Origin of the sequence: Lentibacillus amyloliquefaciens (assembly GCF_001307805.1) — a bacterium.
Lineage (GTDB): Bacteria > Bacillota > Bacilli > Bacillales > Amphibacillaceae > Lentibacillus > Lentibacillus amyloliquefaciens.
The window spans coordinates 2,128,837-2,142,273 of sequence record NZ_CP013862.1; the positions used below are offsets into that span (position 1 = coordinate 2,128,837).

10 protein-coding genes and 1 pseudogene are annotated in these 13,437 nt (G+C 39.3%); all 11 read right to left on the bottom strand.

Features of this window, described 5'->3' with window-relative positions:
- Positions 1-14: 14 nt before the first annotated feature.
- Positions 15-131: pseudogene (locus AOX59_RS20735) on the bottom strand (oxidoreductase); the annotation flags it as partial.
- 92 nt (positions 132-223) lie between these two features.
- Positions 224-1,711 carry a malate dehydrogenase (quinone) gene (gene mqo, locus AOX59_RS10645; protein ID WP_068445402.1) on the bottom strand — a complete coding sequence of 496 codons (1,488 nt, stop codon included), beginning with the start codon at positions 1,709-1,711 and terminating at the stop codon, positions 224-226.
- A 563-nt stretch (positions 1,712-2,274) separates the two neighbouring features.
- Positions 2,275-3,036 (bottom strand): DeoR/GlpR family DNA-binding transcription regulator, encoded by a 762-nt coding sequence (locus tag AOX59_RS10650; RefSeq protein WP_068445403.1) that lies wholly within the window; start codon positions 3,034-3,036, stop codon positions 2,275-2,277.
- Positions 3,037-3,117: 81 nt separating this feature from the next.
- Positions 3,118-5,184, bottom strand: coding sequence for a bifunctional aldolase/short-chain dehydrogenase (locus tag AOX59_RS10655; RefSeq protein ID WP_068445405.1), 2,067 nt, complete (start codon positions 5,182-5,184; stop codon positions 3,118-3,120).
- 99 nt (positions 5,185-5,283) lie between these two features.
- A complete protein-coding gene (gene rhaA / locus AOX59_RS10660; RefSeq protein WP_068445406.1) occupies positions 5,284-6,540 on the bottom strand; it encodes an L-rhamnose isomerase in 1,257 nt (418 codons plus the stop codon).
- Entirely contained in the window at positions 6,537-7,961 is a 1,425-nt protein-coding gene (gene rhaB, locus AOX59_RS10665) for a rhamnulokinase (protein ID WP_068445408.1), read from the bottom strand. Before rhaB ends, rhaA begins: the two co-directional genes overlap by 4 nt.
- Before the next feature lie 41 nt (positions 7,962-8,002).
- Entirely contained in the window at positions 8,003-9,325 is a 1,323-nt protein-coding gene (locus AOX59_RS10670) for an MFS transporter (RefSeq protein WP_068445410.1), read from the bottom strand.
- 30 nt (positions 9,326-9,355) lie between these two features.
- A complete protein-coding gene (gene rhaM / locus AOX59_RS10675) occupies positions 9,356-9,670 on the bottom strand; it encodes an L-rhamnose mutarotase (protein WP_068445412.1) in 315 nt (104 codons plus the stop codon).
- Positions 9,671-10,972: 1,302 nt separating this feature from the next.
- Positions 10,973-12,055, bottom strand: coding sequence for a sensor histidine kinase (locus AOX59_RS10680; RefSeq protein ID WP_068445414.1), 1,083 nt, complete (start codon positions 12,053-12,055; stop codon positions 10,973-10,975).
- Positions 12,042-12,725, bottom strand: a complete 684-nt coding sequence (locus AOX59_RS10685; RefSeq protein ID WP_068448278.1) for a response regulator transcription factor — start codon at positions 12,723-12,725, stop codon at positions 12,042-12,044. Before AOX59_RS10685 ends, AOX59_RS10680 begins: the two co-directional genes overlap by 14 nt.
- 39 nt (positions 12,726-12,764) lie before the next feature.
- Positions 12,765-13,436 carry a redoxin domain-containing protein gene (locus AOX59_RS10690; protein WP_068445416.1) on the bottom strand — a complete coding sequence of 224 codons (672 nt, stop codon included), beginning with the start codon at positions 13,434-13,436 and terminating at the stop codon, positions 12,765-12,767.
- Position 13,437: the final 1 nt, after the last annotated feature.

The window sequence follows — 13,437 nt, forward strand, 5'->3', positions numbered from 1 at the left end:
TTGGTGATTCAATGTCACCTGGAAATCGAACTGTCTCTAATATTGTATGGTGCAAGTTCTAAAACACCAGTGGTTGTGATCCCTTCAACTGCACCTTTACTTGCTGCATATGGACTTAACCCATTACTATTAACATGAGTAGCTGAATGCTACATTGATAATTGAACCTTCTCTTGCCTTTTTCATTGAATTCCAAGATATTTTCCCCAAACATTAATATCCATTACATATTCCTATCCAATTCAAGCGCTCGTATTGTTGAAGATTTAATCTCAGCAATAAGTTCAGGCTTATCGGACAAGTTTTCACCATAAGATGGAATCATTTCTTTTAATTTTGGTTTCCATTCATCCATCTTTTGTGGAAAGCAAGTTTCAATTAATCCAATCATGTCTGAAACAGATGTTGAAGCACCCGGAGAACCACCAAGCAGAGCAGCTAATGATCTATCATGGCTATGAACAACTTCCGTATCACTAAATTGAATTGTTCCCTTGCTAGCAGACGTGTCTTTAATGACTTGTACACGTTGACCTGCTATTTTCAGTTCCCAATCTTCATCTTTTGCATCTGGGAAGAATTCTCGTAATTCATTCATTCTTTCTTTCTTGGTCAATCTCAATTGTTGAATCAGGTATTGCAACAATGAGATATTTTTTAAGCCTGCTGCTAGCATTGTTATCATATTATGTGGCTTGACTGAAGCAAACAGATCCTTATTCGAACCTGTTTTAAGGAATTTGGGCGAAAAGCCTGCAAAAGGACCAAAAATTAACGCTCTTTTTCCGTCGATAAACCGCGTATCCAGATGTGGTACAACCATTAATGGAGCACCAGGCGGGTTCTTGCCATAGACTTTTGCATAGTGTTGTTCAATTACCTCAGGATTATTACATTCCAAATATTGTCCGCTGATTGGAAATCCTCCTATATGTTTCCCTTCAGGAGTTCCAGTCTTCTGCAGTAAAGATAAACTGCCGCCGCCAGCTCCTATAAAAACAAACCTCGATTTATGCGTTCCAATTGCACCGTTTTTATCCCGTACCTTCAATTCCCACGTTCCATCTGTGGTCTGCTTTATATCCTGCACACTGTGATTGTAATTGATATTAACGTCTTCTCGCTCAAGGTAATCGCTCATTGTACGGGTCAATTCCCCAAAGTTGACGTCTGTACCATCATCAATTTTCGTTCCGGCGACAGGTTCATTCGCTGGCCGGTTGTTCATAATAAGCGGGAACCATTCTTTTAACTGATTCGGATCATCGGAAAACGCCATTTCTTGAAATAATGGATGGTTCGATAGTGCTTCAACGCGTTTTTTTAAAAATGCAACATTTTCTTTACCTTTAACAAAACTCATATGAGGCAAACCGGTAATAAAATTACGCGGGTTCTCGATTAAATTACGATCGGCCAAATAAGCCCAAAGTTGTCTTGATAATTGAAAGCGTTCATTTATCCTAACTGCTTGACTTATATCAATGGTACCGTCAGCTTGTTCAGCTGTATAATTCAACTCGCATAGTGCAGCATGTCCTGTTCCTGAATTGTTCTTTTCGTTAGAGCTTTCTCCACCGGCAACGCCAAGCTGCTCGAACACTGTAATTTTCCAATCTGGTGCTAATTCCTTAATCAGTACACCCAAGGTTGTGCTCATAATCCCAGCACCTATTAAAACAACGTCTGATTTAGATGATTCGTAACTCATATGGACACACCTCGTTTATATAGTAGTTTTGTGGCTTCTACCTATTTCTGAATTTCGGTTATAATATCTTACTACCTTGACTCTTGCAAAAAATATGTCGCCACATTATGTTAAACCACGACTTGTTTTGAAATGTTTGCCCGAAAATAGAATAACATCTCGCTTGTTGTGGTATTAGAAGGTAGACACACCAAACCAAAAAAGAGATGTCTGAGGATATGATGTCCTTCCACTTGGCAATCGTCAAAATACATTCTCTCATTGGACTTACATCTATCCAAGCCTCAGTTGATTCATATTTTGCATTTTATCCACATTATTCTTGATGGCAAAAAGACACTGTCTCAAATTCGTCGAACAACCCATGAGCCCCGTGATTTGAGCTGCATGACCAGATTTTTAAACGAATCACCTTAGTGTCCAAATCGTGCCAACCGCTGCGACATCCGTGGAAAACATATTGCATAGGCTAGTGATGCATAAGTAAACTTTCATTGGAATCATATCCATTTTGCAATAAACAGGCAATAGTCCCCACCTTGTGCAAAAAAGCTTTCCCTATGTCAAACTTTGATTAAATGTAGTGACTTATCTTCTAACTGTTGAATAATTTTACTATCTACTTTAGTATCCGTAATAATATGATCAATCATTTCCAGGCCGTTAATGTGCGAAAAGGTTTGTATTCCAAACTTGCTATGATCAATCATAATATAAACCGTATCAGCACTTTCGATCATTTTTTTCTTGATTCGAGCCTGTTGTTCATTTGACTCACTTATCCCACGATCTATATGGAGACCTTTACATGAAATAAATGCTTTTTTCACATGATAGCTTTCTAAAGATGTTTCACCTAACGGTCCAACAAACGACAAAGATTTGGATAATAGTGTTCCACCAGTAGAAATAACTGTGACTTGAGGCTTGGAACTTAACTCCATTGCTACCTTTATAGAATTTGTTAACACTGTTAATGAGATATTCGGAAGAGATTTAGCCATATACCATGCGGTAGTACTTGCATCTAATATTAACTTATCCCCTTCTTCCACTTGCTTAACAGCCTCAATGGCAATCTCCTTTTTTTCTGTCACATTCGTGATTTCCCTTTCAAAATAAGGGACTTCTAATTGCTCAGAATTATTAACGCTAATAGCACCGCCATGGCTGCGGGATAACTTTTTTTGTCTTTCCAGTGTTTCTAGATCCCTGCGTATAGTCTCTTCTGTTACTGAAAAAGTTTGGCTCAACTCTGTTACACGTAAACTTTTACGTTTATTAACTAATTCAACAATTTTTTGCTGCCTTTCTGCAACAAGCATCGAATCACCTCTTTCATATGGTCATATCTCACTAGTACAATGATTCCCTTGTTTATGAGACAGGGAATCATTGTACTACCTTTATCTGGTAAAAGCTGCAGCAACACCGCCATCAACCGTTACCATGCAACCTGTGGTTTTGGCTGCTTTAGAGGATAAGAGAAACGCAATGGATTCCGCAATATCCTCTGGAAGAATATTAACATTCAAGATTGTACGTTTTCGATAATGCTCTTCCAGCTCATCTGCATCAATACCATATGAAGATGCTCGTTCTTCTTTCCAATTTGAGTCCCAAATTTTTGAACCGCGTATAACCGCATCAGGTAGCACGGAGTTCACCCGAATACCATGCTCGCCACCGTCTGCAGCAACCGTTCTTGCCAGATGAACTTCAGCTGCTTTTGCAGTGCTATAAGCTGCTGCATTTTTTCCGGCATAGATAGAATTTTTCGATCCGACGAAAACCATGCTACCACCAATTTCTTGTTCTTTCATTAGTTTGAATGACTCTCTTGCGACAAGGAAATAACCGGTGACCAGCACATTCATATTCAGATTCCATTTGTCCATTGTCGTTTCTTCAAACTTACTGGAACTTGCCAGACCAGCATTATTCACAATAATGTCCAGCCCGCCGTATTTTAAAACAGACTTCTTAATGGCTTCTTCTACTTCTTCCTCTTTTGTAACGTCCATTTTAACCGCATATGCACGGTTTGTACCGTAACGCTCATTAATTTCAGCTGCAAGGTTTTCTGCTCCATCCATGTCAATATCAGCAACTACGACATGGGCCCCTTCTGATAGAAGACGTTTACAAGTTGCACCTCCGATACCTCCAGCACCACCTGTTACAAATCCAACTTGACGGGAGAACTCTGCTTCAGGAGGAGCTAAGCTAAGTTTGTAGAGTTCCAATGACCAGTATTCGATTGCAAACGACTCTGCCTCATTAAGCGATACAAAATTTCCAATTACAGTAGATCCGCCCATAACTGATACTGCGCGATGGTACAACGATTCACTCACGTTAGCAGCGGACCAGCTTTTCCCTGTGTTAACCATACCAATTCCAGGGATTAATACAACACGTGGGGCTGTTTCAGTGATTGTATCCCCTTCTGATTTGTTCCGTTCAAAATAAGCAACATACTCTTCTTTAAAAAAACTGATTCCGTTTTTAACACTCTCGATTAATTGATTGACATCTTTACTTGCAGGATCCCATTCTACATAGAGAGGAGCTCGTTTCGTGTGAACAAGATGATCCGGGCATGCGGCACCGATTTGTGATAGCTCTTTAGCGTCTTTGCTATTTACAAATTCAAGAACTGTATCGCTGTCATCATTTGTAACAATCATCTTTTTGTCGGTGCTAACCTGACCACGAATGACAGGTAATATTTGTGTCAGGATCGATTCTCGTTCATTTTTACTCAATGTCTCATATTTTTGTCCGCCAAAAAGCGTCTTGCCCTTTGCTTTAGATTCAATATAATCTTCAGCCTCTTGGATAATCGAAATTGTTTTGTCGTAACTTTCTTTGGATGTCTCGCCCCATGTTACAAGGCCATGCTTCTCCATAATGATAAGTTCTGCGTTCGGATTATTCCGAACACCTTCTGCAATCATTTTGGAAAGCTTAAAGCCAGGTCGAATATATGGTATCCAAACAAAACGTTCACCAAAAATTTCTTTTGCAATTTCCTGTCCATTACCAGCACACGCAATACTAACGATGGCATCAGGATGTGTGTGATCAACATGTTTAAAAGGCAAAAATGCATGGAGCAATGTCTCAATGGAAGAGCGAGGGTGTTTTGAATCAATCATGCAATGTGATAAGTAAGCCACCATATCTTCATCGGACATATCCTCTTTTTCCTCTAGTGGTCTGATATCTTCCATTTTTAACCCAGTAAAGTTTTTAGCACCCATTGTTGCAAGGTCAGAGCCACTTCCCTTTACCCACATCACTTCAATTTCGTCGCCTTTAAAGTCTGTTTCTGTTGTTTTTGCTGATGTATTTCCGCCGCCCCAGTTGGCTACAGAGCGATCTTGGCCTAACAAATTCGAGCGATACACGAGCTCATCTAAGCCTGTTTCATTGCTGTTTTTACTTTTATCCCAACGATTTTGTACCAATAGAATTACCTCCTGTGTGTCGTTGAAATGAGTATATCATATTTTTGTTTTTATTTGAATGTATTTGTTTATGTTTGTTTTGTTGATAAAATCAAACTACTATTTTCTTTGAGACAAAACCGTTTTCTCGTATTCATTAACCTCATCCAACCATGCTTCTTTTGCCGGTACCCCCATTTGCTCGCAGTAATAATCCCATATCGCACCAAACGGATAAGTCTTGAACTCTTCCATTAACGCCAGTCTTTCAGTAAAGTTTCCTTCTTCCTGTAATTGCTTCAAATGTTCATTTGGCGTCAACAAAGCATATAACAATGCCTTTATCATATTCCGCGTTCCAATTGTCCACGCTGCGACACGATTAATGCTGGCATCAAAGAAGTCTAGACCAATTGACACTTTGTCCAATGCATCATTGCGGACAAGTTCCAAACCGATTTCGCGCAGTTCATCATCTAAAATGACAACATGATCACTGTCCCAACGTACTGGTCGTGACACATGCAAAGCCAGTTTATCATTATATAAGAGCATAGCCGAAATTTTATTTGAAACGACCTCAGTTGGATGGTAGTGCCCGGTGTCCAGCAAACATAACTTATTGTTCTTTAGAGCATAGCCCATGTAAAACTCATGTGACCCGACAACATAGGCTTCTGAGCCAATGCCAAATAGTTTACTTTCCATCGCGTCAACATTGTATTTTTCATCAATCTCTACTGAAAATACTTCATCCAACGAATCTTTCAATCTTTTTCTTGGTGTCAAACGGTCACTAGGAATATCTTTATAACCATCAGGAATCCAAATGTTCGTTAACGCTGGTGTACCCAGTTCCTTACCAAAGTATTCACCAATTCTGCGGCTGGCAATCGTATGCCGAATCCAGAAATCTCTGATTTCTTTATCCGGATGTGCCAATGTTAAACCGTCATCTGCTTTTGAATGTGAAAAGAAAGTTGGGTTGAAATCCAGACCCAGATCATGGTTTTTCGCCCAATCCACCCAGTTTTTAAAATGTTCTGGTTTAATTTCGTCTCGATCTACTACCTTACCATCTGTTTCACCATAAATAGCATGCAAGTTAATGCGATGCTTCCCGGGAATGAGCGAAAGCGCTTTTTCCAAATCACTTCTTAATTCTTCAGGCGTGGTTGCTTTTCCGGGATAATTTCCGGTTACATCAATCCCACCCGATAATTCTTGTTGATCGGCTTCAAATCCGCCGATGTCGTCGCCCTGCCAGCAATGAATTGAAATGGGCACCTGTTTTAACTGCTCTAACGCTGCGTCAACATCGATCCCCCATTTTTCATAGTGTTTTTTGGCTTCCTGATAATTTTCTTGAATAGTCATTTTAATCCCTCCGTTTTGTTTTTACTTCTAAATACCTTCATTTCAAAAGAGTTCTTAACGATTTGTCTGGCTTCATTTAAATTTTCTATTTCTCCCAAACTAATCAGTTGGGAAGCAAGATTTCCTATAGCAGTAGCTTCAAATGGTCCTGCTATTACTTCTTTTTGGGTGGTATCGGCAATTAATTGGTTTAACATTTCGTTTTGCGACCCACCACCAATTACATTTATCTTTTTGAATTCCTTTTCATAAACCTCTTCAATTTGATCAATTGCTGTCTGATAACTTACAGATAAACTGTCAAAAACACATTTTGCTACTTCGCCCGAAGTCTCCGGAACAGTTTGATTCGTTTCTCTACAATACTTTTGAATCTCTTCAATCATATTTTTTGGTTTAAGAAATCTATCATCATCGACATTAACAGTTGAATGAAAATCGTCTACCTGGTCAGCCATTTCTGCAAAATCAGCGAAAGTATAGCGATTATGATAATTTCTCTTTACTTCCTGTATCATCCAAAGCCCCATAATATTTTTTAAGAAACGAAAGCGATAATCAATACCACCTTCATTTGTGAAATTATAATCTAGCGCTTTCGTGACACAAATTGGGAAATTATTTTCTACACCAATTAAAGACCAAGTGCCTGAGCTAATATAAATCGTATCATTAGATTCCGGCACGGATACTACAGCTGAGCCAGTGTCATGTGTGGCTGGCAGCAGCACTTTCATATCAAAACCAAACTCCCTGGATAATTCCGGTTTAAGATTCCCTAATGTTGATTTAGGTGGCAGAATTTCCTGAAACATTTCTTTATTGATTCCCAATTGATCTAGCAATTCCCTATCCCACTTCTTCGTAAAAGCATTCACAAGTTGCGTAGAAGTTGCATTGGTATATTCATTTGTTTTATTCCCTGTTAATAAATAATTTAAATAATCCGGTATCATTAAAAATGATTTTGCTTTATCAAGTATTTCCGGATGATTCTTTTTAAGATAATACAACTGATAGATTGTATTAAACTTTTGAAATTGAATTCCTGTTTCCAGGTATAACCGTTCTTTGCTAATCTGTTGAAAAACTTCTTCCATCATGCCATCTGTTCTCGGATCCCGATAAGATACAGCATCAGTCAGCAACTCATCATTTTCACCCAACAGAACAAAATCAACAGCCCATGTATCTATGCCTATACTTTGTGGTACGAAACCTTGATCTCGACTTGCATGTATGCCTGTCACTATTTCGGAAAACAATGATTGCAAATCCCAGCAAAAATGCTTATCCCTTTTGATTAGCCGATTTTCAAAACGATGAACTTCTTGTAATCTTAATTTTCCATTTTTTATATAGCCTACAAGCATTTTTCCACTTGAAGCTCCAATGTCCACCGCCAAGCTGCATTCAAGCATATTGATTCTCCCCTCGTAGTTAGTCTGATCAGTCTTCTATGCTATCTTTCTACCATTCCGTTATCCTCTGATTCGGTGTCTCCATAACGTTCTCTTTCAATTTGCTCTAATGTCTTTCCTTGCGTTGCCGGTGCCAGTACGATTCCAATTACGGCATGTATTACCAAGAAGATTATCATAACTATCCCGGCAGTTTTAAAGCCCAATGTAGCCATAAGTGTTGGTAATATCAAAGACCAAATAGCAATGCCGGTCCTTACGGCAAAATACATAAGCCCTTGAGCACTTGCCCGATAGCGGGTCGGGAACAATTCGCTTGTCCATAATGCGTAGAATGCTTGTGCACCAATACCGGCTGCAGAGCCCCATAAGACAACAAATAAAACCAGTGATGTCCATGTCATCGGCATAAACGTGAGGATAACCCACGCTACAATACCCATTATCGCACCAAGGCCGAATAGGAATCTTCGGCTTAACCTGTCACCATACTTCATAAACCCGAAGAATGTGCCTAAAACAGTAAACATCCATAAAAATCCTTGCAATAAGTTTGCTTGAGAATTACTTAAACCTCCCACATTCTCATAAATATAAGGCATAAAATAACCCATTGCTCCGGAAACTAAATTCCAGAATAAGTAAATTCCCACAAGCAAAAACAGGGCTTTACGATTTACAGCGAAAGTGAAAAGTTCTTTAACAGAATTTCGCTTCTCTTTTCCCAGCATAAGGTTTTTTTGTTCTTCTTCTTTTTCTTTTTCCCATACTTTCGACTCGCTCATTCCTTGTCTTATATACCATGTAACAAAGGCGATAATGAATAAATGTAAAAAGATTAGCCTAGAGCCAAGTAACCCCAAAGGCGCCACTGCTACTGCAAGGAAAAATGTTATCATTGGGCCTATAGACCAAGCCAATTGTGCTGTACCAACATGGGCTGCACGCTTATCCTCAGGAGATTCTTCTGCAATAAACGTCCAAGATACTGGCACACCTGCTCCTACTGCCACACCAGTAATAATAGTACCAATCAATAACATAGAAAAATTAACTGAAAGTGCCATCAATAGAATACCAACCATATAAACTAATAAATCATACTTAAAAACCGTTGACCTTCCATATTTATCAGTTATTGGGCCGCCAATTAATGCGCCAATAGCAGCACCTAAAGCGTTTGCACTAACAGCACCTAAAAGCCCTACCGCAAAACTATCTAAACCTAAAAATGCCTGCCATAAAGTTAAACTGCTGGCAGCGGCAATAATAGATCCAGCCTCAATATAATTTGCCATCGCTATAGCAACAGTTGCTTTCCATCCTGTTACATTCTTTGGCCCAAACTTTCTGCGCTTTCCCATTTGATTTAGTACCTCTCTTCTTCATAGATTCTAATCCATATGAAATACTTCTTTTAAACCCCTTGATACTGGACTGTTATCTGAATGCGTTTCCATTACAGGTTCCATAAAAGCCCACCATTTTTGGTTTATTTCAGTTGAATCCATTTTACGCCAGGTTTCCTCATCTGCAACTTCTATATAACCGAATAGTTGACTGGTATGTTTGTCTAAAAAGATAGAATAATTACTTGCACCATGCTTTCGCAGCTCTTCTACCATTTCAGGCCAAATGTCATTATGTCTTTTTTCATATTCTTCGTGTTTATCCGGATAGACTGTCATTACAAAAGCCTTTCTTATCATTCCTAACCATCCCTTCTTGATTTTTTAATAATCATTTTCAACCAGAATTTTAAATATGAAAACGCTATCTAAAATAATAATAAAATTATTCGCACCCAAAGTCAACATATTTAAACATAAAAAAAAATAGTCAAAAACATAATGCTTTTGACTATTTTTTAAAGGTCCAGTAGAATGTTATGTATACAGTTTTAATCGTTATTAAACGATACACTAACATGTTTAATAGCCAAACCCAATCATCTGTTATTTTTTGAATTTCTTTATTTTTTATTTCTAAATTCATATTGTAATTATCGAAATAATAAGGCACTTATGATTATATTTTCCGCATTTTGGAAACAAAATATTAGATCAAAAAATAAAACAATGCACATCGTGGACTTATTAGATGAAGTATCACACAAGTGGATCCGCAAGCAAAAGAGAAGAACAGTTTTCGAATTCAACACTTTACGAAATAGATAAAGAAAAGCCCACTAGAAGGATTATGGTGACCAAAAGTAAGAAAAAGGAAGATGAAATATTATGATGCAATTGATGTAGTTGATTTTATTACAGGAATGTATGATGAACATGTTGTAGGCGTATGTTTTCCATTATCGCAGCAATCTCAGTAACGAGTCGGGGTGAGGTGGTTGCACTACAGTGGCCTGATATCAGTTTTAATGAAGGATATATACTATCGACTCGGAATATCCTTTTTTGAAAACGAACGACCATATATAAAGGCTACAAAAACAAATAATTATAAAGGTATTATCACTATGTCCAACTGGAACAGAGAAAAAACGAAGTAACTCAAACATTTTTGGAGGAAGAAAAAGAACTGGCCGCGGGAATTGGAAAGGTGAAGATGATAAATACATCTTTCATCCAGGAAACGGCATGTCATATACACTGCAAACGACCACTTCAACCTGGGCGAAAATAAAAAAGACACAGCTTAAAAAATATCAGACTACATGATCTGAGGCATACCATGTTCACATACTTATTACAGTCCAGATATTCTTATAAATGTTCAAGAGGTTTAGTCACTCAAGCTAAAAAATCACAGCTGACACTATTAGCTTTGTCAATAAAAAACAATCATGTCAATTGCAGAAATATTAAATAAATTGGATCCAAGATTCCTAAACAAATAACCATAAGTCAACAATCCCTTCATTATAAAAGGCTTATATGCCAAGGTTTAAAAAGGATAATGAAACGGGGGCGTGAATATTTTAAGCCGGCCCCGAAGGAATGTCACCATTGACTATAACAAAATAACAGAGGATTATTTTGACATCGTTTTTGCTACAACGGAATCTCAAACCAGAATGTATTATAAGAGCCTCCAGACGTCAGTCCGATTCTCCCGCCATGATTTTCGACAATCTCCCTGGCAATGGAGAGACCAAGACCGCTTCCGCCTGAGGCTCTGTTTCTGGATTGATCCAAACGGTAAAATCGCTGAAATATATGCTCCGCTTCATCTTCAGGGATGAATTCACTTGGACCGCTGACCGAGACGCAATATGATGATTTCTGCAATTCTCCCCAAATCTTTATCGCACCGCTGCCGGTATAATATTGGATGGCATTCTCCAATAAGTTACTGATTACTTGCTGCACACCCGCAATATGAACCGATAACTCAGATGATTCAGCATCAACAGTAATTGGAATGTTTTCCTGTTCCAGCCGCCAGCTGAACATATCCGTACACTGACTAATCAAATCCGCCATGTCAGCTTCTGTATACTGTACATAAGCTCTGGAAGCGGCATAATCCCATTCCTTCAGCTGCTCCAGCTGCTCCAGCATTGACGTTAGCCGTTTGGATTCACCATGCAATGACTTGTACAATTCCTGGCTTCCGTCGATATCACCGTGTTCCAGTGCTTGGAGGTAACCATTTAAATTAGTCAGAGGTGTACGCAATTCATGGGATAAGTCTGAGATCAGCTTTTGGCGATGCTCATCATTCGTCTTGAGTTGCTTAACCAACCCATTAAAATGTAAAGCAAGCTCGCCCACTTCATCCCTTGTTGTCGCTTCAACAAGTTCCGGGTATTCGCCTTTTTTTAGCTGTTTGGCAGATACGATTAAACTTCTGACCGGTTTAATTAATTTTCTGGTCAGATAAAAATGAAGCAAACTGCCACCAACGATTGTTATACCAGAAAAAATCAATAAATAATTAAACAAGATAGCATTGAATTGTGTTTGCTGCGAGTCATTCAAATTTCCCATCGCATCAACTAAAAAACAGGCTGTGTTATAAATCGCCAGGCCGCTGAGGACGATCGCTGAAGCAACAACCACAATGTTTAAAAATGATAAACGCCACAGAAATCCATTCGGAAACAACGATTGTATCCATTTACGCAGTGACAAACTTATACCCCATTCCCCGGACTGTATGGATGCGTTCCGGCTTGGAGGAATCCGCCTCGATTTTTTCACGGAGCTTTTTAATATGCGCATCAATCGTCCTGTCCAGTACCGTGTTATCTGCATACGGATAAAGCTGCTCAATCAATTGTTCACGATTCAGCACAATGTTCGGGTTTTGCATAAAATAATAAAGAAGATTAAATTCATGTTTTGTTAATTTAACCTGATTATCATAAAGAAGCACTTCACCTTTTCGCGGTTTGATGCAAAGGCCGCCATGGACGATTTTCTGACAAAACTGACCTGTTCTTCTCAGAACTGCCTCCACATGTGCCATAAGCTCGTCCGGATCAAACGGCTTGGTGACATAATCATCCGCCCCCATTCTCAAACCCGCAATCTTATCATCAATCCGGGCTTTTGCTGACAGCATGATGACCGAGACCTCATTCCGCTCCTGCTCGCGGACCCAGTGGCAGAATTCTTCACCGCTCATTTTCGGCAGCATCAAATCAAGGACTATGAGACATGGGTGATGTTCCCAAAAAAGTTCCTTAGCCTCTTCGCCATCACCTGCCTCAATGACGTCATATTTATTTTTTTCCAGATGCAGACGAATCAGATGACGTATCATCTGATCATCTTCCACCACTAATATCGTCTGTTGCATGTTCAGCACCTCTGTCTCCATTTTACGGTACAGGAGATATTATTGCATCATTTCAAATTGCTGGACCATCATCTCATAATTCATCGCACCTAAAGCTTTATATTGAATACGTCCATTAGAATCAATCATAAACGATGAAGGAATTGGCTGTATCTGATATTCATTGGCTACCTGTGTGTCTTCATCCATTAATATAGGGAACGTCAGTCCAAATTCATTCGTGAAGTCTGTTACACCTTCGCGACTGCTTTCTGTACCAGTAAGATTGATCGCCAGGATTTCTACATCCTTATCCTCGTAAAACGATTGCATGTCAGGCATCTCGGCACGGCATGGCGGACACCAGGTTGCCCAGAAATTCACCATCACCCGCCGGCCGCGATAATCGGATAATGCAACTTGCTCCCCGTCCAACGTTTCCAGCTGAAAGTCAGGCGCTATATTACCGACCTCTAAGCCGACTGTGTCTGAATCGGCATTTTCACCAGAATCATCAGTGCTGTCTTCAGGGTTACCACTTTCTGACGACTCATCATTTGCTGTACCGCCGTCTTCATCCTTATTTAATGAACCTTCCTCAACCGTAAACTCACTCTCTTCGGCTGTCTGCGTGTCTTGCGCAGTCTCTGTGTTATCCGAACTTATGGCCAGGTCATAAACAGCCCATGCAAACATACCCGTCAATACAACGATTACAGCTATTTTTTTCACA